Annotated in this window: 27 protein-coding genes and 1 tRNA gene; 8 read left to right on the top strand and 20 right to left on the bottom strand. The window is 63.7% G+C overall.

What is annotated here, in order from left to right; genetic code table 11:
* The first annotated feature begins 90 nt into the window (after nucleotides 1-90).
* The 4 genes from HUV48_RS11565 to HUV48_RS11550 are packed head-to-tail and all read left to right on the top strand — an operon-like array spanning nucleotide 91 to nucleotide 4,367.
* The gene (locus tag HUV48_RS11565; protein WP_176267950.1) at nucleotides 91-480 is read left to right on the top strand and encodes a c-type cytochrome; all 390 of its coding nucleotides are present in this window, start codon (nucleotides 91-93) and stop codon (nucleotides 478-480) included.
* Nucleotides 473-1,498 carry a cytochrome c oxidase subunit II gene (coxB, locus tag HUV48_RS11560; RefSeq protein WP_176267949.1) on the top strand — a complete coding sequence of 342 codons (1,026 nt, stop codon included), beginning with the start codon at nucleotides 473-475 and terminating at the stop codon, nucleotides 1,496-1,498. The genes HUV48_RS11565 and coxB overlap by 8 nt, the downstream gene beginning before the upstream one ends.
* Nucleotides 1,495-4,083 (top strand): cbb3-type cytochrome c oxidase subunit I, encoded by a 2,589-nt coding sequence (locus HUV48_RS11555; protein WP_225871665.1) that lies wholly within the window; start codon nucleotides 1,495-1,497, stop codon nucleotides 4,081-4,083. The genes coxB and HUV48_RS11555 overlap by 4 nt, the downstream gene beginning before the upstream one ends.
* A 5-nt stretch (nucleotides 4,084-4,088) precedes the next feature.
* Complete coding sequence (locus HUV48_RS11550; RefSeq protein ID WP_176267948.1) at nucleotides 4,089-4,367, top strand: hypothetical protein; 279 nt, start codon at nucleotides 4,089-4,091, stop codon at nucleotides 4,365-4,367.
* Between the two features lie 4 nt (nucleotides 4,368-4,371).
* Here the strand turns inward: HUV48_RS11550 and HUV48_RS11545 are convergent, their stop codons facing one another.
* Complete coding sequence (locus HUV48_RS11545) at nucleotides 4,372-5,004, bottom strand: ZIP family metal transporter (RefSeq protein WP_176267947.1); 633 nt, start codon at nucleotides 5,002-5,004, stop codon at nucleotides 4,372-4,374.
* Here HUV48_RS11545 and HUV48_RS11540 point away from each other — a divergent pair.
* Nucleotides 4,987-5,145 carry a hypothetical protein gene (locus tag HUV48_RS11540; RefSeq protein ID WP_176267946.1) on the top strand — a complete coding sequence of 53 codons (159 nt, stop codon included), beginning with the start codon at nucleotides 4,987-4,989 and terminating at the stop codon, nucleotides 5,143-5,145. The two genes, HUV48_RS11545 and HUV48_RS11540, sit on opposite strands and share 18 nt — an antisense overlap.
* 89 nt (nucleotides 5,146-5,234) lie before the next feature.
* Here the strand turns inward: HUV48_RS11540 and HUV48_RS11535 are convergent, their stop codons facing one another.
* The 7 genes from HUV48_RS11535 to infA all read right to left on the bottom strand — a co-directional run bounded on the left by HUV48_RS11535 (nucleotide 5,235) and on the right by infA (nucleotide 9,353).
* Nucleotides 5,235-5,837: a DedA family protein gene (locus tag HUV48_RS11535; RefSeq protein WP_176267945.1), complete on the bottom strand. Its 603-nt coding sequence runs from the start codon at nucleotides 5,835-5,837 to the stop codon at nucleotides 5,235-5,237.
* A gap of 94 nt (nucleotides 5,838-5,931) precedes the next feature.
* A complete protein-coding gene (locus tag HUV48_RS11530; RefSeq protein WP_176267944.1) occupies nucleotides 5,932-6,951 on the bottom strand; it encodes an SDR family oxidoreductase in 1,020 nt (339 codons plus the stop codon).
* Nucleotides 6,952-7,217: 266 nt separating this feature from the next.
* Nucleotides 7,218-7,293: transfer RNA gene (locus tag HUV48_RS11525), tRNA-Phe, on the bottom strand.
* Nucleotides 7,294-7,387: 94 nt separating this feature from the next.
* Entirely contained in the window at nucleotides 7,388-7,558 is a 171-nt protein-coding gene (gene yacG / locus HUV48_RS11520; protein ID WP_176267943.1) for a DNA gyrase inhibitor YacG, read from the bottom strand.
* Complete coding sequence (locus tag HUV48_RS11515) at nucleotides 7,551-8,516, bottom strand: ribonuclease E/G (protein ID WP_176267942.1); 966 nt, start codon at nucleotides 8,514-8,516, stop codon at nucleotides 7,551-7,553. The genes yacG and HUV48_RS11515 overlap by 8 nt, the downstream gene beginning before the upstream one ends.
* Entirely contained in the window at nucleotides 8,509-9,087 is a 579-nt protein-coding gene (locus HUV48_RS11510; protein ID WP_176267941.1) for a Maf family protein, read from the bottom strand. The genes HUV48_RS11515 and HUV48_RS11510 overlap by 8 nt, the downstream gene beginning before the upstream one ends.
* Nucleotides 9,088-9,107: 20 nt before the next feature.
* Nucleotides 9,108-9,353 (bottom strand): translation initiation factor IF-1, encoded by a 246-nt coding sequence (gene infA, locus HUV48_RS11505; RefSeq protein WP_047806247.1) that lies wholly within the window; start codon nucleotides 9,351-9,353, stop codon nucleotides 9,108-9,110.
* Between the two features lie 163 nt (nucleotides 9,354-9,516).
* Between infA and HUV48_RS11500 the strand changes: the two genes are divergently transcribed.
* Nucleotides 9,517-11,979, top strand: coding sequence for a TonB-dependent receptor (locus HUV48_RS11500; RefSeq protein ID WP_176267940.1), 2,463 nt, complete (start codon nucleotides 9,517-9,519; stop codon nucleotides 11,977-11,979).
* On the opposite strand, the gene HUV48_RS11495 is transcribed toward HUV48_RS11500, so the two are convergent.
* Nucleotides 11,976-12,971, bottom strand: a complete 996-nt coding sequence (locus tag HUV48_RS11495) for a division plane positioning ATPase MipZ (RefSeq protein WP_176267939.1) — start codon at nucleotides 12,969-12,971, stop codon at nucleotides 11,976-11,978. The two genes, HUV48_RS11500 and HUV48_RS11495, sit on opposite strands and share 4 nt — an antisense overlap.
* A gap of 249 nt (nucleotides 12,972-13,220) precedes the next feature.
* Here HUV48_RS11495 and uvrC point away from each other — a divergent pair, with 249 nt between their 5' ends.
* A complete protein-coding gene (gene uvrC / locus HUV48_RS11490) occupies nucleotides 13,221-15,173 on the top strand; it encodes an excinuclease ABC subunit UvrC (RefSeq protein ID WP_176267938.1) in 1,953 nt (650 codons plus the stop codon).
* 12 nt (nucleotides 15,174-15,185) lie between these two features.
* Here uvrC and HUV48_RS11485 read toward each other — a convergent pair whose 3' ends face one another.
* From HUV48_RS11485 to hisG, 6 genes are all read right to left on the bottom strand, one after another.
* Nucleotides 15,186-16,100: an acyl-CoA thioesterase gene (locus tag HUV48_RS11485; RefSeq protein WP_176267937.1), complete on the bottom strand. Its 915-nt coding sequence runs from the start codon at nucleotides 16,098-16,100 to the stop codon at nucleotides 15,186-15,188.
* A gap of 105 nt (nucleotides 16,101-16,205) precedes the next feature.
* The gene (locus HUV48_RS11480) at nucleotides 16,206-18,356 is read right to left on the bottom strand and encodes a sodium-translocating pyrophosphatase (protein ID WP_176267936.1); all 2,151 of its coding nucleotides are present in this window, start codon (nucleotides 18,354-18,356) and stop codon (nucleotides 16,206-16,208) included.
* 129 nt (nucleotides 18,357-18,485) lie between these two features.
* Nucleotides 18,486-19,316, bottom strand: coding sequence for a thiamine-phosphate kinase (gene thiL / locus HUV48_RS11475; RefSeq protein ID WP_217906794.1), 831 nt, complete (start codon nucleotides 19,314-19,316; stop codon nucleotides 18,486-18,488).
* 23 nt (nucleotides 19,317-19,339) lie between these two features.
* Complete coding sequence (gene nusB, locus HUV48_RS11470; RefSeq protein WP_176267935.1) at nucleotides 19,340-19,810, bottom strand: transcription antitermination factor NusB; 471 nt, start codon at nucleotides 19,808-19,810, stop codon at nucleotides 19,340-19,342.
* On the bottom strand, nucleotides 19,807-21,096 hold the full coding sequence (gene hisD / locus HUV48_RS11465; RefSeq protein ID WP_176267934.1) for a histidinol dehydrogenase: 1,290 nt from the start codon (nucleotides 21,094-21,096) through the stop codon (nucleotides 19,807-19,809). Before hisD ends, nusB begins: the two co-directional genes overlap by 4 nt.
* Nucleotides 21,096-21,755, bottom strand: a complete 660-nt coding sequence (gene hisG / locus HUV48_RS11460; RefSeq protein WP_176267933.1) for an ATP phosphoribosyltransferase — start codon at nucleotides 21,753-21,755, stop codon at nucleotides 21,096-21,098. The genes hisD and hisG overlap by 1 nt, the downstream gene beginning before the upstream one ends.
* 43 nt (nucleotides 21,756-21,798) lie before the next feature.
* Between hisG and HUV48_RS11455 the strand changes: the two genes are divergently transcribed.
* Nucleotides 21,799-22,893, top strand: a complete 1,095-nt coding sequence (locus HUV48_RS11455) for a DUF2332 domain-containing protein (RefSeq protein ID WP_225871664.1) — start codon at nucleotides 21,799-21,801, stop codon at nucleotides 22,891-22,893.
* A gap of 14 nt (nucleotides 22,894-22,907) precedes the next feature.
* Here the strand turns inward: HUV48_RS11455 and HUV48_RS11450 are convergent, their stop codons facing one another.
* Genes HUV48_RS11450 through HUV48_RS11430 form a run of 5 tightly spaced genes read right to left on the bottom strand, consistent with a single transcriptional unit; the run spans nucleotide 22,908 to nucleotide 26,548 of the window.
* Entirely contained in the window at nucleotides 22,908-23,813 is a 906-nt protein-coding gene (locus HUV48_RS11450; RefSeq protein ID WP_176267932.1) for an alpha/beta fold hydrolase, read from the bottom strand.
* Entirely contained in the window at nucleotides 23,810-24,631 is an 822-nt protein-coding gene (locus tag HUV48_RS11445) for an SDR family NAD(P)-dependent oxidoreductase (protein WP_176267931.1), read from the bottom strand. Before HUV48_RS11445 ends, HUV48_RS11450 begins: the two co-directional genes overlap by 4 nt.
* A gap of 35 nt (nucleotides 24,632-24,666) precedes the next feature.
* The gene (locus HUV48_RS11440) at nucleotides 24,667-25,563 is read right to left on the bottom strand and encodes a pirin family protein (RefSeq protein WP_176267930.1); all 897 of its coding nucleotides are present in this window, start codon (nucleotides 25,561-25,563) and stop codon (nucleotides 24,667-24,669) included.
* The gene (locus tag HUV48_RS11435; protein ID WP_176267929.1) at nucleotides 25,560-26,273 is read right to left on the bottom strand and encodes a glutathione S-transferase; all 714 of its coding nucleotides are present in this window, start codon (nucleotides 26,271-26,273) and stop codon (nucleotides 25,560-25,562) included. The genes HUV48_RS11440 and HUV48_RS11435 overlap by 4 nt, the downstream gene beginning before the upstream one ends.
* Nucleotides 26,270-26,548 carry a BolA family protein gene (locus HUV48_RS11430; protein WP_176267928.1) on the bottom strand — a complete coding sequence of 93 codons (279 nt, stop codon included), beginning with the start codon at nucleotides 26,546-26,548 and terminating at the stop codon, nucleotides 26,270-26,272. The genes HUV48_RS11435 and HUV48_RS11430 overlap by 4 nt, the downstream gene beginning before the upstream one ends.
* Between the last annotated feature and the right edge of the window lie 21 nt (nucleotides 26,549-26,569).

Here is a 26,569-nt window from a genome sequence, read left to right as displayed (position 1 = left end):
AAAGGCTTGCAAGAATCGCAGGCGGTTTGCGCATTGCTTCGGGAACAGTCGCGCTGCCATGGCGGTTCCCGCTTGCGTGGGGGAACGGCCATGAACACGTTGCAGTACCGACCGCGGCTTGCCGCGGCGGCCTTGCTGTGCCTGGCGCTGACAGCTTGCAAGGAGCCGCCGGGCGCGCGCTACGTTCCGGACCCGGAGGATACGAAGCGCGGGCTTGCAGCGATCGAACGGACCGGCTGCGCCGCCTGCCACGAAATACCCGGTATCGATTGGCCGCGGGGACAGATCGGTCCCTCGCTCGAAGGGTTCAACAATGCGGGCCTCATTGCCGCGGCGCTGCCCAACACGCCGGAAAATCTCGCCTTGTTCGTTCGCAACGCGCCTGCCGCCAAGCCCGGTTCCACCATGCCCGCCATGCCGCTGACCGAAGAAGAATCTCGCGATGTAGCGGCTTATCTCTATGGTCTCGACGATGAGTAATCCTGCTTCCGATATTTTCGACGCGTGGTGGGGCTGGCCGCCGCCGGTTCTCGATCCGGCGGGACCTTACGCCGATAGCGTGGTGGTCCTTGCTTGGGCGCTGATCGGTATGGGAGTAGTCGTCACGGGGATCGTCGTGGCTGCGCTTTACGTCGCCATCAAGGGGCCGGAGCGCTGGCGCGCGAGGCTCGGCGGCGAGAAGGCGGTCTGGATCGGCGGCATCGCCTTTCCGGGCGTCGTGTTGACCGGCCTGCTGGTCTGGGGTCTGACGCTCACCGCGTCCCTGACCGAGCCCGTGCCCGAAGACGCGATGCGGGTCCGCGTCACCGGCTATATGTGGTGGTTCGGGGTCGAATATCTGGACGAAGACGGCGACGTCGTCATGCGCGATGCGAACGAGCTTCATGTGCCGGTAGGCCGGCCGGTAGTGGTCGAGCTTTTCAGCGAAGACGTCATTCACAGCTTCTGGGTGCCGAACCTTTCGGGCAAGGAGGACATGATCCCGGGCCGCACGAACGAGCTCGTGATACAGGCGGACAGCCCCGGCCGATACGGCGGCGTATGCGCCGAATATTGCGGCGGGCCGCACGCCTTGATGGGCTTCGTCGCAGTTGCCCACGAACCTGCGGACTGGAACGCTTGGCTTGCCGGACGCAGGACTGCGCGACCGGTAGCGGCGGACCAGGACGTTCCGGGCGAGGTTCCGGCTATCCTGCCCGCAGTCGAGCAAACCGGCGGGACGAACCTGGCCGGGCGGCAGCTGTTCATGGACAGCGGCTGCGCGGCTTGCCACCGCGTCGAAGGAACGGAAGCGAACGGCCTCGTCGGCCCCGATCTCTCGCATGTCGGCAGCCGCTTGACGCTGGGCGCAGGCATTCTGCCCAACAATCGCGGCACGATGATCGGATGGATCGGCAACAGCCAGGCGATCAAGCCGGGTAACCGCATGCCGAGCTACGACATGCTTTCGGCCGAAGAGCTCGAAGCCATCGCGATCTGGCTCGAGCAGCAGCGATGAGCAGCCGCCCGCTGGACAAAACGCGCGACGCGATGGAAGGACGCACGTCCGAAACCGGCTTCGACCACGAACTCTACCGCCTGTTCCCGACCCACCGGCCCCGCCCGGAAGGTGAGGTCGAGGAGCTCGAGAGGATCTGGGACAACCCCAAGGGCTGGGGCCTGCTGACGGTCGTCAACAACAACTACATCGGCTTCTTCTACGTCGCGACCGCGTTCCTGTTCTTCCTGCTCGCGGGTATCCTCGCGCTCGGCATGCGCGTGCAACTCGCCGCCCCTCTGCAGGACTTCCTGCCGCAGGAGACCTACAACCAGTTCTTCACCATGCACGGCACGGTGATGATGTTCCTGTTCGCCGTACCCATGGTCGAGGCGATCGGGATCATGCTGCTGCCGCAGATGCTGGCGGCCCGCGATCTGCCGTTTCCGCGCCTCTCCGCCTATGCCTTCTGGGCCTATTTCGTGGGCGGGCTGTGCTTCTTCGCCAGCATTTTCGTCGGCCTGGCGCCCGATGGCGGTTGGTTCATGTATCCGCCGCTGACCTCCATCGCCTACAGTCCGGAGATTAACACCGATTTCTGGCTGCTCGGGATCGGTTTTATCGAGATCAGTGCGATTGCCGGCGCCATCGAGATAATCGTCGGCGTCCTGCGCACCCGCGCGCCGGGCATGACGCTCGACCGGATGCCGATGTTCGCCTGGGCCATGCTGGTGTTCGCGGTGATGATCGTCATCGCCTTCCCTAGCGTCATCCTTGGCACATTGCTGCTGGAACTGGAGCGCGCGTTCAACTGGCCGTTCTTCGATCCGACCCGCGGCGGCGACCCGCTTCTATGGCAGCACCTGTTCTGGTTCTTCGGCCATCCGGAAGTCTACATCATCTTCCTGCCCGCCGCAGGGCTGATGAGCATGATGGTGGCGACGATCGCGCGCACCGAACTCGTTGGCTACCGCCTCAACGTGCTGGCGCTCGTCGCGACCGGCTTCATCAGTTTCGGTGTGTGGGCGCACCACATGTTCGCAACCGGGATGCCGCGCGTTTCCACTGGCTACTTCAGCGCCGCGAGCATGGCGGTAAGCCTGCCGGCAGGAATTCAGGTCTTTTGCTGGATCGCGACGCTGGCAGCCGGAAAGATCAGGTGGTCGACGCCTGCGCTGTTCGTCGTCGGCAGCATCGTGATCTTCGTGATGGGCGGGCTGACCGGCGTCATGGTCGGGATGGTGCCGTTCGACTGGCAGGCGCACGACACCTATTTCATCGTCGCACATCTCCATTATGTCCTGCTCGGCGGAATGGTGTTCCCGATGTTCGCGGCGTTCTATTACTGGGTCGGAATGACGTCGACGAACGCGCTGTCGGAGAGGCTCGGGAAATGGGTCTTCTGGCTGATGTTCACCGGCCTGCATGTCACGTTCCTGCCGATGCACCTGACCGGCTTCATGGGCATGCCGCGGAGGGTCTATACCTATCTGCCCGACCGCGGCCTGGATCTGCTCAACCTGATCTCGACGATCGGCGCATTCATTATCGCGGCGGGCGTGGTCGTCTTCCTCGTCGACCTGGCCCGAAGCTTCCGCTTCACCACCAGCGACGATGCAGGCAATATCTACGGCGGCGGTACGCTCGAATGGCTGCCTACGGGCATGTACTCGACCCGTTCGATCCCGCTCGTAAAAAGCCGCGAGCCGCTGTGGGACGATCCGAATATTTGCGACGACGTGGCGGCGGGGCGCTACTTCCTGCCCAACAGCGCGACCGGCCTGCGCGAAACGATCATCACCAGCCCGATCAACGCAGAGCCGCAATATCTTCAGCTCATGCCCGGCCCGTCGCCCTGGCCCGTCAGCGCAGCGGTCTTCACCGCCGCCTTCTTCCTCGCACTGACGGTTCAGGCCTATGCCTTTTCCGCTTTCAGCGGCGTGGTCGCGGTTGGATGCGTTCTGCGCTGGCTGTGGGAAACCGACCGACCGATCAAGCAGGACACGGCGGACATCGGCGGCGGCATCGTCGTTCCGATCGCCATTACCGGTCCGTCCAGCCACGGCTGGTGGGCGCTGAACACCCTCATCGTCGTGATGGGCATGATCGTGTTCATGGGCATCTTCAGCTATCTCTACCTTTACGGCATTAACCCGTCGTTCTGGATCGCTCCGCCCCCGCTTTTGCAGACCGGCGGGATTGCCGCTCTGCTGCTTCTTGCGTTGGGTTCGGTGTGGCTGTCGCGGCGCATTCTCGCATCCAAGCCCGAGAAGACGTTTCCCGGTCAGGGGCCATGGCTCATGGGGGCAATAGGTGCGGCGCTGCTTTGCGCAGCGATCTGGTGGGACTGGACGGGATGGACCGCCGCCGGCCTCGAACCGGACGCCTCCGGACAGGGAGCTACGGTGTTCGCGCTGCTCTCGTTCCAGACCTGCGTCGTCGCGGTTGCCGTGATCATGGCGCTCTATCTTGGCTACCGGAGCGGCAAGGGGCTGCTGGTCGCACCGGCCAGCGTCACGCTCGACGTCGTGGTCCGCTTCATCGGCTATGCGGCCCTGCAAGGCCTTGCTATCGCGCTGGTCGTCCGCCTGTTTCCGGGAGCGTGAACACCATGCGCGATTACCGCAACGCGATCGACTGGCTGACCCCGACGCTCGCACTGAGCGTCTGGGCCGCGCATTTCTCGCTCCTCTGGGCGGCGAGCAGCGCGTTCCCGGATCAGCCGGCTGCGCGCTGGATCGCAGCGGCGCTTACCCTGCCGGCGTTGGGTGCGATGGCGTGGCTTTGGCGGCGCGCAGATACGGTCTCGCTCACCAGCATACCGGGACTAGGCATCGCGATTTCTGCCGTGGGCATCGTCTACAGCGTACTCCCCGCAGTCGTCGGGTGACGATTTAGCCTAGGTAGGCGGAAGTCAGCAGGAGGGCTGCGAACCCAAGCGCAAAGGCCGGGCTCGAAATCCGGCGTTTCGCTTTGGGCTGGTCGGCTTCGGGTACGATATCCTCGATCGTCGCGGTCAGCAGCAGGCCCGCGAACAGTGCGAGGACGAAGCCGGTAAGTATTTCGCCTGCATCTGCGAGCACGACGTAGCCGATAAATGCGCCAATCACCGGGAGGAAGGGATAGAGCGCAAAGGCTCGCCACCGCGAGCCGCGCGCTATCTTGGCTGACCGAAAATCGGCCGCAATCGCGAAGCCGCCGGGTAGATTGCCGACCACTTGAGAGAGGGCGAGCAGCAGGCCGAGTTCCTGCGCCACCGCGCCTCCGCCGCCCGTCATCAAGCCGTCGGTGAAGAGGTCCACGCCGACAGCCGCATAGGCTCCCCAAGTCGTGGCCCGACCGGTGGTACTCCCCATGTGCGCCCGGATCCCCCGCGTCGCCTTCGCGATGCCGGCAGAACCTACCGCCCCGATGATGATTGCGAGCGCCAGCATCCAGGTTTCGATCCGGTCCTGCGAACGCGGAATGAGTTCGATCGCAGCGACCGCCGTGGCGATCCCGGCCGCAGCATGAAGCGCGCCGCCCACGAGCCACTCGGGCGGCCGCCGCCATTCGGCAAGCCCGATACCGATGAGGTTACCGAGCGAAGGCAGCAGCGCGAGGGCAAGGATCGTCAGCAGAAGCTAACCCCCGACCCGGCCGACGACGGACGCTGCATCATGCCGTGATGTGCTTCTCACCGGAGCCTCGACGCGCTTGAGGCCGCGCTCGGTGCATTTGTGGACGTCTCGCATACCTCTTTGGCAGGAGTACACGGTCACGCCTTATCTGATCGAAACGTGATAACCCGGTAAAGATAGTAGAGAACAAGTATCACGAATATGCCGGTCGTGACCGGGTTGAGGTAATGTTCGATCTGCTGATACCGGTTTCCGAGCTTATAGCCCGCGAAAGCCAGCGCACCCTCCCAAAGAAGCGTGCCTGCGAAGGTCAGGGGAATGAATTTCGCGAGCGGCATGGCGAAGATGCCCGCCGGGATTGCAATCAGAGTGCGGAGCGTAGGGACCATCCGGGCAAGGAACACCGCCTTCGTCCCGTGCTTCTTGAACCAGTTTTCCGCCTTGTCGATATCGTCAGGGCCAAGCGTGATCCAGCGGCCATGCCTTTTGCTCCAGTGCCTAAGACGCTCGTCGCCCATCATCTTGCCGATTGCATACCAGAGCAGCGCTCCCGCCAGCGAACCGGCAGACCCGGCGGCGATCACGCCGATGATGCTCAGCTGACCATTTGTCGCCGAGCTTCCGGCAAGCGGCATAATGACTTCGGAGGGAATGGGAGGAAAGACGTTCTCGAGAAACATGAGTAGAGCAATCGTGAGATAGCCGCCGTCCTCCATCAGGCTCCTGATCCAATCGGCCACGCTCTTCCTCCAATTCCTCCCTCAGAATTACGTTAATCCGACCTTCAGTCGCTTGCCCGGAAAAGGTTTAGCGGCCCAGCAATAGTCCGGAAAACTAGGCCTTCGACCTCGCTTCCGTTACTGCCCAGATGCCGGCCACGGCGATGCCCGCCAGCGCTCCCACCACTGTCCAGGGATGCCGCCCCGCGGCGGTGGTGACGCTGAAGTGCCTGCCGTGCTGGCGCCCCTCGACCTTGCCGTCATTGCCTTGCGGGTCATACAGATTGCCTTCTCGGTCCGGTATGGGCTGGCTCTTGTCGACGAGCTTGTCCGCCATGGTGGTGGCGATCTTGTCGAACAGGTTCGGCAGCATCGCGGAACCGAGAACCTGGAACTTGCCGGCCCCGCCTACGACAACGTCGCGGCGGCTGTTCTGCGCCGCATCTAGGATCGCGCGCGCCACGACTTCCGGCGCGTAAATCGGCTTTGGCAGACGGGCCTGATATCCCGTGGTATTGCGGGCGTGCTGCGGGAAGGGCGTTCCGATCGCGCTCGGCTGGATCAGCGTAACGGATACGGGCTGTTCGTTCATCTGAAGTTCGATCCGGAACGAGTCGGTAAAGCCTTTAACCGCATGTTTCGATGCGTTGTAGGATGCGAGTATGGGGCTTGGTATGTCCGAATTGATCGAACCTACGTTGATGAGCGCGCCGCCGCCGGTCTTGTCCTTCAAATGGCGTGCGGCGATCGTCGAGCCGTAGACCACGCCCCAGTAATTGGTCTCGAAAACCTTGCGGTGATCCTCCATTTCCAGATCGAGAACCTGCGAATAGACGCCTATGCCCGCGTTGTTGACCCAGGTGTCGAACCCGCCGAACCGCTCGATCGCGCGATCGGCGAGGCGCTGCATATCCTCTTCGACCGATACGTCGGTGGCTACGTATTCAGCTGTCCCGCCCTGGCGGCGGATATCGCTGCAAACCTCAGCCAGTGCCTTTTCGTCACGAGCGGCAAGCATGACCTTGGCGCCGCGCTTCGCGGCCATCTGAGCAGTGCACAGTCCGTGTCCTGACGTGGCTCCGGTGATGACGAGAACCTGTTCGTCGATGGGCTTCAATTTAAGCTGACTGCGCATGTTGATACTTCCGGCATTTCAAAAGAGGACGGTTATTCTACGGACCTTCCCATGTCCGGGTTCCCTTAACGCTTGTTAATAGGGCTGTCGGCTTGAGCAGTCAGACAGCATAAGACCCGGCACCTGCATTCCGGGACGCTCGTTCGGCGCCAGAGCTCAACCAGTACGTTGCGCACCCGAACCTAATTCTTTGACAGGGCAATAGGGCGCGCAGAGAACATTCGCTCAGTAGCGCCTGATGGCTGTGTTGCTTAGCGAGGGAAGAGTGGTGCCCAGGGGCGGGATCGAACCACCGACACTGCGATTTTCAGTCGCATGCTCTACCAACTGAGCTACCTGGGCATCGCCGCTTCGGTCATTCGAAAGGACTGCCGAGCGGGTGAAGCCGGGCCTATGGCGAACCCTCGGCGCGATGGCAAGGGGGTTTAAAGCGAACCTATTCCTCGCCGGTCATTTCTTCCGGGCTCGCCGGGCGTCCCGGCACGCTGTAGCCGTCGCCGAACCAGCGATTCAGATCCCGGTCGCGACACCTGCTGGAACAGAACGGCGAAAATTCCTCGCTGCGCGGCTTGCGGCAAATCGGGCAGGGCTTGGCTGCTTTACTCATGCGGGACGATCTGGGCCTGCCCCGCCTCGATCGCAAGACCGGGGTCGGTCTCCACCCGCACCGGCCGGCCGGTGCGGCGTTCCAGTTCGCCGAGCCATTCGGGCTCAAGCTTGGCTTTTAGCGCGGGATGCACGGTCAGAAGCGTAACACCCGGCCCATCGACCATCTCCGCCCGGCGCAGCGCCATGCGCGCGGCCATGCCGATGCGCGAAGCGGCGAAGCGGTGGAGAAGCGATGGTCCCTCCAGCCGCGCGACGATCTGAACCAGGCCGAAGCCGTTCATCGCCGTGCGCTCATGCGGCCAGTCGCGCAGGGCGTCCTCCAGCGCGGCGTCCACGACCTTCCGGTCTGCCTTGGCCGGCAGCGTGGGGAAGTCGATTGCGATCGAGCCGCCCAAGTCGAAGAGCCGCAGCGCGCGAGCAAGCGGCGGGACCGCAGCGAGAGCGAGTTCGCGCGGCGGGAGGCTGCCGTCGATGTCGATTACCGTCATCGCAGGTGTCACGCTGAAGAGCAGTGTTCCGCCAGCAAACGCGATTTCTCCCGACGACGCGGCGTCCCAGACGTCTTCCCAAGCCCCAGCCGGGAAGCGGCGGACGACATCACCGACCAGCATGGTCTTTTCTTGCACCAGACCGTGTTCGATCTCACCGCCGATCACACGCGCCTGAGCTCGCTTGAAGCGGCCGCGCTCTGCAATGGCTGTACGCGTTATGACGAGCAGAAGCGCGCTACCCTCGGTCGCACTCGGAGGTATCCGGTCGAGAAGAACTTCGGTTCCGTTTTCCAGTCGCGCTAACCCGCGTGACCGTCCGGCAGGCTTGGATAGAAGCTTCCCGGGAATATGCGCGCCGACCGGCAGATCGCCCGGCCAACGCATCTTCGCCGCCAGAACTGTGTCGCCGTTCATCAGCAGCGCGCGCTGCTCGCCGATGCCCTGCTCGACGAGCCACTCACCCAATGGTGAGGCCCGCAGCTTTGAGCAATGCGCGTGTCTCGAACAGCGGCAATCCGACGACGCCCGAGTAGCTTCCCTGGACCCAGCTTATGAGGCCCTCCGCCGCGCCCTGTATGGCGTAGCCGCCCGCCTTGCCGATCCCTTCGCCGGTCGCGACATAGGCAGCAATCTCGTCTTCGTGCAGGACTTTGAACTTCACCGAGGTTTCGGAAAGCTTCGTGCGCTGAACCCCGTCCGGGGAGATGACGCTGACCGCACTCAAGACGCGGTGGCGTCTGCCGGACAACAGCCGCAGAAAGTCGGCGTTCATCGCCGCGTCTTCGGCTTGCTGCAGAATGCGCCGGCCGGGAGCGACCGTGGTATCGCCGGCGATGACGATCTCGCTCTCACCGCGGGTCACCGCGCGTGCCTTTTCTTCCGCCATACGCACGGCGTAGACGCGCGGCTGTTCGCCCTCGTGCGGCGTTTCGTCGATATCGGGGGAAGCGATCCGGTTCGGCGTCACGCCGATCCGCGCGAGAAGTTCGCGCCGACGCGGGCTGGAGGAAGCGAGGACGAGCGTAGGCGTCGCCATGCCGGGCGAGCCGCCGGCCGTTATTGCGGGCCGGGGCCGCCGCGGCCGGGCATGAAGCGGTAAGTGATGCGCGCCTTCGTAAGGTCGTAAGGCGTCAGTTCGCACAGCACTTCGTCGCCGACGAGCACACGGATGCGGTTCTTGCGCATCTTGCCTGCCGTATGGCCGAGCACTTCGTGGCCGTTTTCAAGCTCCACCCGGAACATCGCGTTCGGCAGCAGTTCCACTACCTTGCCGCGCATTTCGAGGAGTTCTTCTTTGGCCATATACTTAATCGTTCCCGGTTCAACTTGTCGCAATATCGCGCGGCACATAGCGACGACCCGAGGAAAAGGGAAGGGTTGCCGCTCGGTAAGGCGAAGAATTGGTTGTTTTGCCGGGTCTTTACTGCAACGGGCGGCCCGGGGGCGAGAGTAAGGAAGTTGTTACGTGAAATCCCCCCTTCGCCGCATTTCGGCTGTTGCCTTTCTGACTGCTTCGGCATCGCTGCCCATACCCGTCGCAGCGATCGCTCAGGAAGCAAATCCGGAGGCGGAGCCGGGCGACGGTTTCTCGCAGGACGATGACGAGAACGTTATTATCGTCACCGCGCCGCGAATTCGCGGACAGGTGGACACCGACGTACCGCCGATCGCCGAACTCGACGAAGCGGACATAGCCGCGCTCGGTGCCGGGTCGCTCGAAGAAGTCCTTGAAGAGGTCGGCTCACAAGCGCAATCGGGATCGGGACGAGGCGACGGGCGGCCCATCATCCTCGTGAACGGACGACGCGTATCGAGCTTTCGGGAGCTTCGCTCCTATCCGCCCGAAGCGCTCAAACAGGTGCAGATCCTGCCCGAAGAAGTCGCGTTGCAATATGGCTATCCACCGACGCGGCGCGTCGTGAATTTCATCCTCAAGGACAATTTTGAAAGCAAGGAAGTGGAGGTCGAATATCGCCAGCCCGCGCGTGGCGGTTTCAACCGGACCGAACTTGAAGGCACGTACCTCAGGATAGCGGGCCGAGACCGGCTCAATCTCAACGTTGAGTGGGAGCAGCGCACGACATTGACCGAGGCGGAGCGCGGCGTGGTGCTGACCGACCCGGTTCTCCCCGGCGATCCCGATCCCGCCCTTTACCGTAGCCTTATCGGCGCTTTCGATAATTACGAGGCGACGGCCAATTGGTCGCGCGGTCTGGGAGAGGAAGGCGCGGGCGGCTCGCTTGCGCTCAACGCGACGTTCGAGCGCGAGGATTCGCGGTCGCGCGAGGGGCTGGGAACTGTTCGCCTGTTCGCTCCCGACGGCAGCAGCGCGTTCCGTTCGTTCGGGGCGGATAGTCCGCTTCTGAACATCGGGCGGACCGATACTTATTCGCTCGGTTCGAACCTCGATCTGCCGGTCGGCGACTGGCAGCTGACGTGGACGACAGATGCGAGCCGGGTGGAGGTCGACGCTGAGAGCGATCTCGATGCCGATACGCTGGCGCTGCGTGAAGCCGCACTGGCGGGCCTTGTCGATATTGCGGGTCCGCTGCCTGCGGTCGCCGATGGCGGCGTCGCTCTCGCCAGCAGCGAAACCCACACTGTCGGAACGCTGGCGACGCTTGTCGGCGAATTGGGTCTGCTGCCCGCGGGCGCTGTGACCGCGACGTTCGATACCGGATACAACTGGCGGCGCATCGACAGCCGCGATACGCGCAGAACGGGCGAGGAAACGCAGCTTACCCGCGGTGACCTGTCCGCCGGGTTCAACCTCGGCGTACCCATCGCCAGCGCGCGCGAAGATTTTCTGGCGCCGCTCGGCACGCTCACCCTCAATCTGAGCGCCGGTGTGAACCACCTCTCAGACTTCGGAACACTCACCGATGCGAGTGCCGGGCTGATCTGGCGGCCGGCAGAGCGCCTGAGCCTGCAGACGACCTATACCATCGCAGAGGCACCTCCGGGACTGGGCCAGCTCGGCAATCCGGTCATCGTCACGTCGAACGTGCCGGTCTTCGATTTCGCGACCGGGGATACGGTGCTGGTGGAGCTAACGACCGGCGGAAATCCGTTCCTGCTGGCCGAAACGCAGCGCGACTGGAAGGTTTCGGCCGACTACGAATTCGACCTGCTGCGCGAAGCACGCCTGACGCTCGAATATTTCACCAACTCTTCGCGAGACGTAACCGCCGGTTTCCCGCTCCTGACACCGGCGATCGAAGCCGCCTTTCCCGAGCGTATCGTGCGCGACGCTTCGGGTGCGCTGGTCGCGCTCGACCGTACGCCGGTCACTTTCGCCGAAACCGATTCGAGCCGCCTGCGCGCCTCGTTCTCGCTGTCGGGCGCGATCGGAAAAGAGCCCCAGCGTGAAGAACGCGGCGAGGGCGAGCGAGGCGGCAAGGGCGGCGGCAATCCTGCTGCCATGCTCGGCGGCGGGCGCGGCGAAGACCGGCAGGGGCGCTGGCGCACCAGCCTCGATTACACTTACGCGCTGACCGACACCGTCCGCATTGCCGACAATGGACCGCTGCTCGACCAGCTCGGCGGGGACGCTACCGGTGCAGACGGCGGAGCGGCGCGGCATGTCGTATCCGCGAACGCCTTTGGATGGTATCAGGGCTACGGCGGATTCATCAGCGCCGACTATCGCAGTGCGACCCGTGTCAACGGAAGCGAGCTTCCGGGCAGCAGCGACCTGTTCTTCGGCGATCTGTTCAAGGTCGACCTGCGGGTCTTCACCGACCTAGAACGCGTTTTTCCGGACACAAAAGCTCTGAAGGGCGTGAGGCTGTCGGCACGGATGGACAACGTCTTCGACACCCGCCAGGGGGTCACCGACGAGAACGGCCTCGTGCCCTCGCGCTATCAGCCGTTTTTGATCGACCCGGTAGGCCGCTACATCGGCTTCGAGGTCCGCAAGCTGTTCTAGGCGCGGCGCTTGCCGGCCAGATGCGCTTCGAGCGACTGCAGATACCGCTCGCGGGTTCGCGCCAGTACGCGCGCCTGCGCGGTCGCGGTGCTGACTGCACACAGGCCCATCGGCGGGAGGCGCAACTCGGCGAGAAGGCGGTCGATGTCGCGCGGCGTATTGCTTGCCTTGCCTTTCAGCTGCGGGATGTTCTTGAGGTCCGCATGGATGAGGCCGAACACGAACAGGTCGCGGTAGGCGACGCGTTCGGTCAGCCCGCTGGCCGTGCGCGATCCGAATGTGTCGTTGAGTTTCACGAGTGCGTCGTCCACCCGTTTTTGCTGGCGATGCTCGCTTGCGCGGACGCGGTTTTTGAGCAGTACCCAGTCGCTCGGTGCCATGCCGCGCGCGACCTTCTCTTGCTGAAGATGGTGCACGAGGTTGGCGAACGGTCCTGCAGTCGTCAGATCGAGCGTTACCGGATTGAAGCGGGCAAGCTGCTGCAGATCGACGAAGGATGCATTGACCGGCGTCACCAGCGTATCGGCGAGCGCCACCGCTCGGCGTGCGGCGACGCCGTCCTGACCCGGAGCGTCGATGATAACGAAGCGCGCGGTGTTGCCGAGGCGGACGATCTCCTGGCTAAGCGCCGCTCCGCTTTGCTTTTCCACTACGCTGTAGCGCGGGCACGCGATCGGCACGTTGAGGCAGGTCGCGGTCGCCTGCCGGTTTTCGAGCGCGGTCGACAGAGTGCGCTGCCGGTTGTCGAGGTCGATGGCGAGCACTTCGGCACCCGCATTGGCAAGCGCGACCGCGCAATTGAAGGCGAGGGTCGATTTGCCGACACCGCCCTTTTCGTTGGCGAAAGTGATGACATGAGCAGCGGGAAGCGGACGGCTATGAATGTCCTCGACAATGCGTGCCGCGCTCTCGGCCATGCCGCCGGTTCCGTACCGTGCCGCAAAACTTACCGAATTCCGGGGCGTATCGCCCGATCCAGTATCATGTCCCATAGATTGCCTTCCCCGCACGCCGATCCAGCATGCTTAATCGAATCAGTCCCGTCATTAACCATAATCTTCCTTTACAAATGGTTTTCCACAAGTTTTTTCGGGACTGCTGAGGATATTTCGTGCCGAGGCGGGCGCGAGAGCCGACGGGTCGCAACAAACTGCAGCGGTTTTCGGGCTTTCGCTGAAGCGTAGCCGCCCTAAATAGGCCGCATGGCCGATGCCCCCACTCGCAAGTCCGATAAATTAAGGATGAAAGACAGCCGTTCCGGCCGGCCGCACGATCCGCGGGGCGCGCAGCGCTTCGACGAGAGCAATGCCGCGAAGACGGTCGCCTCTGCGCAGCCTGATCTCGAAGCGGGCGTCGCGGCAATTCGCGAGACGGTAAAAACACTGAAGGCGCAGCCGGGAGTATACCGGATGCTCGATACGCGCGGCGATGTCCTTTATGTCGGTAAAGCGCGGGCGCTGAAGAACCGCGTCGCCAATTACGCGCAAATCGCCAATTTGTCGCAGCGCCTCAAGCGCATGGTCAGCCAGACGCGGCGCATGGAGATCGTCACAACCAATTCGGAAGCGGAAGCGCTTCTACTGGAAGCGCAGCTCATCAAGCGCTTCCGCCCGCCGTTCAACGTGCTGCTGCGCGACGACAAGAGCTTCCCCTTCATCCTGCTGCGCGAAAACCACAAGTTCGCCCGCATCCAGAAGCATCGCGGCGCGCGGCGCGCGAAGGGGCAGTATTACGGACCATTCGCCAGCGCCGGATCGGTCAACACCACCATCAATGCGCTGCAGAAGCTGTTTCTGCTCAGAAGCTGCACCGACAGCTTCTTCGCCAATCGCGACCGGCCGTGCCTGCTCTACCAGATCAAGCGCTGCTCTGCCCCTTGCGTAGGGCGGATCGACGAGGCGGGATACGACGATCTGGTCAACCAGGCGAAGGCGTTTCTGGCTGGCAAGTCCGGGCAGGTGCAGGCCGACCTCGAAAAGCAGATGGCGGTAGCCGCGGAGAAGCTCGACTTCGAAACCGCCGCCATGCTGCGTGACCGTCTGCGCGCCGCGACCTTCATACAGGGAAGCCAGGCGGTCAACGCTCGCGGCGTGGGTGATGCGGACGTTTTCGCGCTTGCATCGAAGGGCGGCCAGATCGCGATCCAAGCGTTCTTCATCCGCGGCGGACAAAACTGGGGCCACCGCTCGTTTTTCCCTACTCACACACAGGACGTCGACGAGGACGAGGTGATCGCCCGCGTTCTCGCGCAGTTCTACGAGGAAGTGCCGCCCCCGCGCACGGTTCTCGTGGACCGCGAATTGCCCGAAGGTGACGTGCTGGAGCAGGCGCTAGGAGCCTTGGCGGAGCGCAAGGTCGAGATCTCGGTTCCGCAGCGCGGCGACCGGCGCAAGCTGATGGAACAGGCGCAGCGCAACGCGCGCGAGGCGCTCGACCGGCGGCTCGCTGAAAGCGGGACCAAGGCGAAGACCATGCGCGAAATGGCCGAGTTCCTCGAACTCGAGGAAGTGCCGCAGCGCATCGAGATTTACGACAACAGTCATATCCAAGGGACGAAGGCGATCGGCGCGATGGTCGTGGCCGGACCCGAAGGTTTCCAGAAGGGGCAGTACCGCAAGTTCAACATCAAGACTGCGCAGACGAACGACGACTTTGCGATGATGCGCGAAGTGATGGAGCGGCGCTTCTCGCGCGCGATGAAGGAAGACCCCGACCGCGAAACCGAAGGCGAAAAGGCGGTCTGGCCGGACCTTGTCCTGATCGATGGAGGCAAGGGGCAGATGTCCTCGGTCCGCGATACTCTGGAAGAACTTGGTATCGAAGACGTACCGCTCATCGCGATCGCGAAGGGTCCCCATCACGGCCGGGAAGGGCGCGAGGTATTCCACTTCCCCGATGGGCGGGAGAAGACCTTGCCGGTCAATTCGCCGATCCTCTTCTACCTGCAAAACCTGCGCGATGAGGTGCACCGCTTTGCCATCGGCGCACATCGGGCGAAGCGCAGCAAGGCGATTACCGCCTCGCCGCTCGACGAGATTCCGGGCATCGGTCCTTCACGGAAACGCGCGCTGCTGCTGCATTTCGGCACGGCAAGCAAGGTGCGTGCGGCGGCGCTCGAAGATTTGCAACGAGCACCGGGTGTCAGCGCGGCGGTGGCGCAGACCGTCTGGGACTATTACCACGCAGGCGGGTAGGCCCGCTTTACCCTACCGCTTCTTGTGCGTCTGCCGCAGGACGCCTTCCTGCGCGGTGCTCGCGATCAGTCTGCCATCCCGCGTGAAGATGCGGCCCCGGTTGAAGCCGCGTCCGCCGCCGGACCAGGGGCTGTCAGTTACGTATAGCAGCCATTCGTCGGCCCGAGCCGGTGCATGGAACCACACCGCATGGTCGAGGCTCGCGCCCTTGATTTCGCCGCGCATAAAGGAAATGCCGTGCGGGAGAGCCGCGGTGCCGAGCAGCGAATAATCGCTCGCGTAAGCGATGACTGCGCGGTGGATCGCCGGATCGTCAGGCAGCGACGCGACGGTTCGCAGCCACATGGCTGCCTCGGGTTCGCGCGGTTCGCTCTCCCGCCAATCGACCGGATTGGTGTTCCGCATCTCGATAGGACGGGGGCGCAAGGCCCAATTGCGCTGGTCTTCAGGCACGTTCGGCATGTCCTCGAGGAACTGCCGCCGTACCTCGGCATCGGTCAGCAGCTCTTCTGGGGGCGGCACGTCGGGCATCGGGCTCGCTTCGTGGGACAGGCCCTCTTCGGGGCGCTGGAAGCTGGCGGTTAGGTTGAGGATCGGGCGGGGCGTTCCGTCCTTGTCCGTCTGGCTTGCGACAACGCGCCGGTTGGCGAAGCTGCGACCATCGAAATCGCGCGCGATCGACAGGTCGATCGGCGGACCTTCCTCTCCGCCGCGCAAAAAATAGGCGTGGAGCGAATGCGCAACGAGGTCGTCCGGGACCGAAGCCTGTGCCGCCTGCAAGGCTTGTGCGACCACCTGACCGCCGAAGACCCGGCCGATCCCGCCGGGTTGCGGCTCGGCTGCGTAGGCGTCCTCGCTTTTCCGGCTGACGGTAAGCAGGTCGACAAGGCCTGCGACGAGTGTTTCGGGAGTGTCCTGTTCGTTCATGGCAAGCGGCTTTGGTCAGGCTGGTGCGAGCGGTCAATACGGCGCAGAAAAGAAAACCCGTCCGACATGGGGCCGGACGGGTCGCCGAGGTAATCGGTCCGCGAACTACGCGGCGAGAGCGGCCAGAAGCAGCAGTGCCACGATGTTCGTGATCTTGATCATCGGATTGACGGCAGGACCGGCAGTATCCTTGTAGGGATCGCCGACCGTGTCGCCGGTGACCGCGGCATGGTGCGCCACGGAGTTCTTACCCCCGTGGTTGCCGTCCTCAATGTATTTCTTGGCATTGTCCCATGCACCGCCCCCGGCGGTCATGGACAGCGCAACGAAGAGACCGCTGACGATGACGCCCAGCAGCAGCGCACCGAGCGCGGCGAAGGCATTTTCCTGCCCCGCGATCAGCAGTATGCCAAAGTAGACCACGATCGGCGCCAGCACCGGCAGCAGGCTCGGAATGATCATTTCCTTGATCGCCGCCTTGGTGACGAGGTCGACGGTGCGGGCATAGTCGGGCCTGCTGGTCCCTGCCATAATGCCCTTGTCGGCTGCGAACTGCTCGCGCACGTCCTTTACCACGTCGCCCGCGGCACGGCCTACGGCGGTCATGCCCATCGCTCCGAAGAGGTAGGGCAATAGCGCGCCGAGCAGCAATCCGACGATAACGTAAGGGTTCTCCAGACTGAAATCGACGTCAGCTTCCGGGAAGAATTCGGCAAGATCGGTCGTGTAGGCTGCGAACAGCACGAGAGCGGCGAGACCGGCGGAGCCGATGGCATAGCCCTTAGTCACTGCCTTTGTCGTATTGCCTACCGCGTCGAGCGCGTCGGTCTTCTCCCGCACGCTTTCGTCCAGCCCAGCCATTTCCGCGATGCCGCCGGCATTGTCGGTGACGGGACCGTAAGCGTCGAGCGCCACGACCATCCCGGCAAGCGCAAGCATCGAGGTCGCTGCATAGGCGATGCCCATGAGCCCGGCGAGCTGGTAGCTGACGATGATGCCGCCGACGATGGCAAGTGTCGGCAGTGCGGTCGACTCGAGGCTGATAGCAAGGCCCTGGATGACGTTCGTACCGTGACCGGTTTCCGAGGCCTTTGCGATGGAGCGGACCGGGCGGAAGCCGGTACCGGTATAGTATTCGGTGATCCAGATGATGAGGCCCGTCAGCACCAGCCCGACCACCGACGACAGGAACAGGTCCAAGCCGGTGAAGCTGGTGATGGCTGCCGTGCCTTCTTCGGCGAGCGGTGCTCCCACGTCGACGTTACCGAGGTTCTCGGCTCCGATCGCCGTATTCAGATCGCCGCCGAGGGCGAACCAGATCGCGCCGAGGATCGCCGGAACCGACAGGACTGCTGTCAACAGGAAGCCCTTGTACATCGCTCCCATGACGTTCGTCCCGCCGCCGAGGCGGACGGCGTAGGTTCCGATGATGCTGGTGACGATGCACACGCCGCCGATCAGCAGCGGCAGAGCCATCATCGGCATGAGAAGGTCGCCGAGGTCCGACAGCAGCAGAGCGGTCAGCACCATCGTCGCGCCGACGGTTACTACATAAGTCTCGAACAGGTCGGCGGCCATCCCGGCGCAATCGCCGACATTGTCGCCTACGTTGTCCGCGATAACGGCGGGGTTGCGGGGATCGTCTTCGGGAATGCCCGCTTCGACCTTGCCGACGAGGTCAGCGCCGACGTCTGCGGCCTTGGTGAAGATGCCGCCGCCAAGACGCGCGAAGATCGAGATGAGCGACGCGCCGAACGCGAGCGCCACCAGCGCATCGATCACTTCTCGCTCGTTCGCGGCATGACCGGCGATGCTCGTGAGATACCAGAAGAAGACTGCGATCGCGAGGAGGGCGAGTCCCGCCACCAGCATCCCGGTGATCGCACCGGCGCGGAATGCCAGCGTCAGGCCTTGCTGCAGGCCGCTTTGCGCAGCGGCCGCGGTGCGCACGTTGGCGCGGACCGAGATGTTCATGCCGATGAACCCGGCGACGCCGGACAGGATCGCGCCGATCACGAAGCCGACACCGGAGGTAATTCCAAGCGTCAGCGCGACGATCACCGCGACGACGATGCCGACTATACCGATCGTCGTATATTGCCGTTTGAGATAGGCTTGCGCCCCTTCCTGGATTGCCCCCGCAATCTCCTGCATGCGCTCGTTACCGGCACCGGCTCCGAGCACCTGGCGACTGGTCACGAAGCCGTAAATGACTGCTACCAACCCCAGCACGATGGATATTATTACTAAATCCACGAGCATCCCCTCTATGTTGTGTCGCTAACCCTCGCATTGGCTGCGAGTGGCGGAACAGTACGAGGGGTATCAGTAGTTTCGCGCTACTGACAAGCGTTATTCCGTTACTGCTCCGGGCGCTCCGCAATTCTAGCTATGCGTGTAGCCGAGGTTTTCGGGGTCGGCGATTAGTTCACCGTCGAGGCGTATGGGCGCGAAGCCGTCTTCAACAACAGTTCCGATCCGCGTCGCCGCTACCGGCAAATTCGTTTCCGGTGCAGCTGTGAAAAGTAGCTGGTAATCGTCTCCCCAACGCATGCAATCGAAGCGGCGGGCGGGGTCGGCAACGGGGATGAGATCGGACGCTATCTCGAAGGTCACGCCGCTCGCCTGTCCCATCCGCCACGCATCGAGCAGCAGGCCGTCGGATACATCCATCATCGCTGTCACGAGCGGCGCGAGCGCGTGACCTTCTGCAAGAAGCGGGCGCGGGCGGTCGTAGGCTGCACGGTGTTCGGAGACGCCTTCGAAGCCCAGCATCGCCCGGCCGATTATGCCGGTCACGTAGATCGCATCGCCCGCTTGCGATCCGCTGCGGTCCGGTACGGGTGTATAGGTTGCTCTGCCGATTGCGGTCAGGCCGAAGCTGCGCGCGCCGGTGGCGGAAATCGTGTCGCCGCCTATTAGCGGCAAGCGGTATTCCTCCATCGCTTCCCGCAAGCCTGCCAGGAACCGCTCGTCGTCGCTGCCGAGCGCGTAGGAAAGCAGTACTCCGACCGGCTCCGCGCCTTTCGCGGCAAGGTCGGACAGGTTGGTCGCAACAAGCTTCCATGCGACGTCAGCCATATCGGCATCGGCGCGGAAATGCGTGCCCTCCGTCATCGCGTCATGAGTGAGGATCAGCGTTTCGCCGCCGATCTCCAGCACCGCCGCGTCATCGTAAAGTCCGCGCGCTCCCGAATGCAGGGGAAGGGCGCGCAAAGCAGCGATGAATTCGCGTTCGTTTATGACCGGACCTCTTTGCCCACTGCATCGAGCACGCCGTTCACGAACTTCGCTTCGCGGTCGTCGAAGAAAGCCTTCGCCACGTCCACATATTCGCTGATCGCACTGGCCTTTGGGACATCGCGCCGGGCAAGCAGTTCGTAGGAACCTGCGCGCAAGATCTGGAGCATCGTCTTGTCGAGCCGCTGTACAGTCCAGCCTTCGCGCAGCTTCGAGGTCAGCAGCGTGTCAATTTCTTCCAGACGGGCGATAGTGCCGGTCACCAGATCATCGAAGAAGTCCGTTTCGGCTTCCGCATACTGCTCGTCTTCGATTTCCGCGCCGAGCCGGTGCTGGTGAAATTCGTCGAGCAGGCGTGCCTGCGCCGTCTTTTCCATGTGGTGCTGGTAGAGCGCCTGCACCGCGGCGAGCCGCGCGGCGGAGCGGGCGGTCGAGCGCGAGGGAGCGGCGGCAGAGGAATTGTCGGTCATGTAAGCCTTAGCGAGATGGATTTGGCGTGCGCGGGCAGCCCTTCGGCTTCGGCTAGCGCCACGGCGGCCGGACCGATAGCGCGCAGCGCATCGTCCGAAGCGGAAATGAAGCTGGTACGCTTCATGAAATCGAGCACCGACAGCCCGCTTGCAAAACGTGCGCGGCGGCCGGTGGGAAGGACGTGGTTGGGTCCGGCGACGTAATCGCCTACCGCCTCGGGAGTCGTGCGGCCGAGGAAGACGCTGCCGGCATGGCGGATCTGCGGAAGCAGGGCTTCCGGATCGGCGACGGCGAGTTCGACGTGCTCCGCCGCCAGCCGGTTGGCGAGCGCGGGCGCTTCGGACAGATCGCCGACGACCAGAATGACACCGTGCGCGTCCCAGCTTGCCAGCGCCGTCTCGCCGGTCGGCAGATCGTGAAGCTGCCTCGCGACCGCATCTTGCACGCGGCCTGCGAAGTCCGCATCGTCGGTAATGAGGATGCTTTGCGAAGTCGGATCGTGCTCCGCTTGGCTGAGCAGGTCGGCAGCGATCCATTCGGGATGGTTGTCGCCGTCTGCAATGACAAGGATTTCGGAAGGGCCGGCGACCATGTCGATACCGACGACGCCGAACATCTGCCGCTTCGCTTCGGCCACCCACGCGTTGCCGGGGCCAGTGATGACATCGACGCGGGCGATCCTCTCGGTTCCGTATGCGAGCGCCGCAATCGCCTGCGCTCCGCCTACGCGCCAAATCTCGTCGATGCCTGCGACGTGGGCGGCGGCCAAGACCAGCGGATTGACGTTTCCGTCGGGCGTGGGGGTCACGACGGCGAGGCGCTTCACGCCCGCGACCTTGGCCGGAATGGCGTTCATCAGTAGCGAGGACGGATAGGCTGCGCGGCCGCCCGGCACGTAAAGACCAGCGGCATCGACCGGCGTCCACCGTGCGCCCAGTCTGACACCGGCCTCGTCCGTATAGTCGCGATTTTCGGGAAGCTGCGCTGCGTGATAGGCGCGGATACGCTCCGCCGCGAGTTCGAGCCCGTCACGTAACTCGCTATCGAGCGCTTCATAGGCTTCGCGGCATTCCTCTGCGCCGATCCGCCAGTCGGCATCCGATGTTAGGACGTGGCGATCGAAACGCTGCGTGTAGTCGCCTAGGGCGGCATCGCCCTTTTCGCGAACATTTTCGATGATTGCGCGAACGTCGGCGGCAACATCGTCGTCGCTGCTCCGCCGTGCGTCGACGATCGCTGCGAAGGCCTTCTCGAAGCCCGCGTCACTGGTGGAAAGCCGCTGCATCAGGCGGCTCCGCGAAAGCGGTCCGCGCGGAAAGCGTCGATGAGTTCGGCCACGCGCCGGTCGGTCTTGAGCGCCGCCCGGTTCACGATCAGCCGTGCCGTGATGTCCATAATATGCGCCGTTTCGACGAGCCCGTTGTCCTTCAGCGTCTGCCCGGTCGAGACAAGGTCGACGATCCGCTTGGCAAGGCCGAGTGAGGGCGCAATTTCCATCGCACCGTTCAGCTTGACGCATTCGGCCTGCACGCCTTTCGCTTCGAAGTGGCGGCGGGTAATGTTCGGGTATTTGGTAGCGACCCGCAAGTGGCTGACGCGGTTCGGCCTGGTTTCGGCGCCGTTAGCCTTGGGCTCGGCGACCGCGAGGTGGCAGTGTCCGATGTCCAGATCGACCGGCGCATAGAGGTCGGGATAGCCGAATTCCTCGATCACGTCGCTGCCGACTATGCCCATCTGAGCAGCGCCATGCGCGACGAAAGTTGCCACGTCGAAGGCGCGTACCCGGATCAAACGCATGTCCTCGCGCGTCGTGGCGAAGGTCAGCGAACGGTTGGCCTTGTCGTGAAACGCCTCTTCCGGCACGACGCCGGCAGCGGCCATGACCGGCAGCGCTTCTTCGAGGATGCGGCCCTTGGGGATGGCGAAAGTAAGCTGGCTCGGCATAGCGAGCGCGAGATAGGGTGCAGGCCGGAAAAGGGCAATCGAAATGGTGGACGTTAAGGATAGCGGAAAGAACGGTGTGGTGATGGAAATCCGCGACATCGCCGATGCGATCCGCTGGCAGGCGAACCATGCCGAGGAAGCCGGGGCGCCGGCCACGACGCGCGTGATCCGCGCGCAGCTTGCCATGATCGAGAACGAGGAAACCGCCACTGCCCGTCGGCTTGCGAACTGGCACGGTCCGGCGGTGCAGGACGCCGTTCCGCTGCGCATAGCCGGCGGATTGCACCATCTGCTGCTGAGCGACACCGACCGCGCGCTGGAGCCCGTTTATGCCGGACTGACCACCGACCAAGGCACGGTCGACGAAATCGTCTGCGATCTCGCGGCGACTTACGACAACCTTCTCCTGCCATGGCTCGACACGCCGCCGCAGACGAACGAGGCAGGGCGCGCCGCCTCGATAATGGCGGGGCTCGCGTGGTTGACCGAACGGCTGGGCAAGCGGTTCCGGCTTTACGAACTGGGCGCGAGCGCTGGCATCAACACGATGATGGATCGGTTTCGATACGATTTGGGCGGAGTGCAGTATGGCGCGCCAGGCTCACCGGTCGTGGTCGAGCCGGAATGGCGCGGCGATGCGCCGCCTTCCGGGGACGTGGAGATCGATTCCGTTTTTGGCTGCGATCTCAAGCCGATCGACCTGACCGATCCGGAGCAGGCGCTGCGCCTCAAGGCCTATGTCTGGCCCGAAGCGACCGAGCGCATGGCGCGGATCGATGCCGCAATCCGGCTCGCGAAAGAGCAGCCACCCCTCGTCGCGCGGCAGTCCGCCGGCCAGTTCGTGACCGAACTTCTGACGGAAGAGCAGGACTCTGGCGTCTGCCGCACATTGTTCCACTCGATCGTCTGGCAGTATCTGTCGGATTACGAACAGGGCGTAATTACGGAAGCGCTCGAAGAAGCCGGACGTTCGGCGACACGGGAAAAGCCGCTCGCCTGGGTCAGGCTGGAAACCAACCGCGAAACGTTCCGCCATGAATTGACGGTGCGTTATTGGGATGGCGAGGCAGGGGACGGCTCGCCGCATTTGCTCGCCGAGGCGCACCCACACGGCGCTTGGGTCAACTGGCTACAATGATGCCTAAAGTGCCCTCAAGCGTCTAGAAACGCACTCATCGCCTTGTTGACCGCGTCTGGCGCCTCCCACGGCACGAAGTGGCCGCAATCGGGCACGCGCTCGATTGTGAGATTGGTGATGTGATCTTCTAATCCGTCGAGGTTGGCCGCGGGCAGGGCCAGATCGTCCATCGCCCAGATGACGAGCGTCGGGATTTCTAGCTTGGGCAGCGGCGGCGGGCTGTAGTCTTCGGGCAGTGCGTAAGGCGCATCGAGCGGCGGCACGACGATGGGCGAGCCGCGGTACCAGTTGAGCATGGCGAACGCCGCGTCGCGGTCCTGCCATTCCTCCATAAGCCGGTCGCGTTCCTCCGCCTCCATGTTGTTGGGGCGGTCCCAGCGAACGGCTTTCATGAGGATGCCGACGAGGCCTTTCTCTCGCACCAGCGCGTCGTTCGCGGGGTCGCGGAACTCGCGAATGTACTGGCTCGCCTCGCGCTGCTGCTCGTTCGTGTAGAGCAGCCGCTGGAAAACCGCCGGATGCGGCGCGTTCGCAATAATTGCGCGCGTAACCCGGCCGTTCGTCTGCCCGCCGAGCGCCGTGCCCCAGGCGATCGCTCCGCCCCAGTCGTGGCCGACGACGGTGAAGGCACCCACGCCGAGCGCGTCGGCCAGTTGGAACACGTCGCCGATCAGCTTGTCGGGCGTATAGGCTTCGGCCCCCTGCGGTTTGGAGGAGCCGCGATAGCCGCGCTGATCGGGCGCGATGCAGCGAAACCGGTCCTTGAAATGCGCGATCTGGTGCCGCCACGTGCGGTGGCTCTCGGGAAAACCGTGCAGGAACATCAGGACCGGGGCGTCGTCCACGCCTTGAGGATTGCCCGTATCAACGACATCAAGTTCGATCCCGTTCGCGAGTTTAACGCGTTTCTGGTCCATCATTTCGCCCCTTCCTTCATCTTCTCCGCATAACCGTCCGACACCAGCCGCGCGATCTGGTCGAACAATTGGTCCGGCGTTCGGCGCGCTTCGCCCATCGCCTCTTCCATGCCCTCGGCCACGATGATTTCGCGCTGGTTGAGCTCGATGGCATCGACGATCCGCTTGGCTGCGTCATCGGGCGCAATGCCTTCGTCGATCGCCTTGTCGCTGCGCCCGCGGGTCTTGCCGTTACCTTCGAGCGCATTGCGCGCCACATTGGTGGAGACCGATCCTGGCGCGACTACGTGCACATCGATACCGGCTACCGAAAGCTCGGCGCGCAGCGCGTCGGCGTAACCGATGAGGCCATGCTTCGCTGCACAATAGGCAGTGCGCATCGGCACGCCGACCTTTCCGGCTATCGAGGAAATGAAGACAAGTTTGCCGGATTTGCGCTCGAGCATATGCGGCAGAAGCGCCTGCGTCGCCGCGATTTGCGCCATCAGATCGACTTCGATGATCTCGCGGAAGACCTTCATGTCGGTCTCGGCGGCGAGACTGCGCTGCGAAATGCCTGCGTTGGCGACGAAGATGTCGACGCCGCCCTTCTGCCATTCGGTCGCCTTCGTAGTGGCTTCGGCGAGCGCCTCTTCCTCGGTAACGTCGAAGGGAAGGCGCAGCTTTTCCGTGTCGAGCTTCGCTGCGACATCCTGCAGCCGCGTGCGGTCGCGGCCCGACAGGATCAGCTTCGCGCCGCGGCCCGCCCATTCGCGCGCCAGCGCCGCGCCGATGCCGGAGGATGCGCCGGTGATCCACACCGTCTTGCCGTAGAAACTCATTACCATTCTCCTCGGCCCCGCGTGCGGGGAAAACTTTACGGGTAGCTGACGGTCTTGGGCTCGCCGTCGGGTAGCGGAATACGCTCGTTCGCGTCGTCGGGCACAATTTCGAAGCGCCCTTCGCGCCAGTCGTCGCGGGCCTGCGCGATACGGTCCTTGCTGGAACTCACGAAGTTCCACCAGACATGGCGCTTCGTCGCGAAGGCTTCGCCGCCCAGCAGCATGACCCGCCCGCCGGACCTCGAACTGAGCCGCATGGCGCGGCCCGGTTCGAGCACGCACAGCTGGTAGAGCGGCAGCGCCGTCCCGTCGACTTCCGCTTCGCCGCCGACGCACATGACCGCGCGCTCGTCCGCATCGGCATCGAGCGGGATCGATCCGCCTTCGCCGAGCACGATCTCGGCATAGATGCTCTCGGCATAGGTCGCAGTAGGCGCGCGCTTGCCCCATAAATCGCCCATGATGACCGTCGCCTTCGCGCCGCCGTCGTCGATCACCGGCAGGTCCGAGATCGCTTCGAACGCCGGGTCGATTTCCTCGCGGTCCTCGGGCAGCGCGAGCCAGGTCTGCATTCCGTAAAGCTGCGGCCCTTCCTTGCGCTCGTCCTGCGGGGTGCGCTCCGAATGGACGATGCCGCGCCCCGCCGTCATCAGATTGACCGTGCCGGGCCGGATGGTCGAGAAACTGCCGATGCTGTCGCGGTGGTCGATCGCTCCCCGAAACAGCCAGGTCACGGTGGCGAGGTTGATGTGCGGGTGCGGGCGCACGTCCATGCCGCTGCCGATATCGAGGTCCGCCGGACCGAATTGATCGACGAAGATGAAGGGACCGACCATTGTGCGCGCCTTTGAAGGGAGCGCACGGCGCACCTCGAACTGGCCGAGGTCGTGCGTCACCGGCTCGACGGTTATTTCGAAGGGATTGTCGCTCATTCTGCGTCCAGTTCGGGGTAATGACGGAAAATTCCGTCTTCGTTGAAATCGATCCGCTTGTCCGAGGCGAGATAGGTCTTCACGCCGTCGATCTCGGCCACCGCATTACGGCAGGCGGCAATTCGCGGATATTCGCTCATCAGCTCGGACATGCATTTCGGAAAGGCATAGCGCAATCCCTCGACCAGCTGGAACAGCGAGGTGTCGACGTGGCTCCACCGCTCGCCGAGCATGAACGGGCCGTCCTTTACGCCGAGCGCCTGTTCGAAATGATCGAAATATTTCGGTATGCGCTCATCCCTGAACTTCTCCGCAGCCTGCTTGGCCGCGTCCTTCTGATCGTCGTAGTAAAGGCTTGAGGCGACGGGATGGTGGACGCTGTGAACCTCCTCCACGATGTCGGTAATGTCGAGTTGCAACTGGATCAGGTGCAGGTCGTCCGGCATATTGCCCGAACCGAGGTCGTGCCGATCGGTCAGCCAGGTCACGATATGCGCGACCTGCGCGATCGCGAAGTCGCCGTCGACGAGATAGGGCGGAGCGTAGGGCGCGAAGCCCGCCTCCTTGCGCGCTTCCAGGTCTTCCATCAGCGCTTGAGCATCCTGCTCCCGCGCGCGGTCGCGCCATTTTATGTCCGCTGCCGCCATGAACAGCCGCACGAACTCGCCGCGCCCCTGGATCGATGGCCAGTACCACAGGTCGTAGCTCATGCGTTCTCCTCCGGCGCGCTGGCCTTGATCGCGAGCGCGTGGACCCGCTCGCCCGGTATGTCGCCCAATGCGCGGTTCACCATCCGCTGCCGCTCCAGTCGCGACTTGCCGGCGAACTGGTCCGAAACGATATGCAAGGTGAAGTGCGATGCGCCGCTGCCGTCGTCGCCCGAATGGCCGCTGTGCGCGGCGCTGTCGTTGACGATGTCGAGCCGCTGGGGAGCAAATGCGTCGGTGAGCAGTCGCTCCATCTCGGTCTGGATGGGAGTAGTCATAAGCCTCATTTCCACTTGGAA

The sequence above is a fragment of the Qipengyuania atrilutea genome (genome assembly GCF_013370205.1).
Classification (GTDB): Bacteria; Pseudomonadota; Alphaproteobacteria; order Sphingomonadales; family Sphingomonadaceae; genus Actirhodobacter; species Actirhodobacter atriluteus.
Note: the sequence above shows the minus strand (reverse complement) of the source record. Positions and strands in the feature narration are given on the sequence as shown.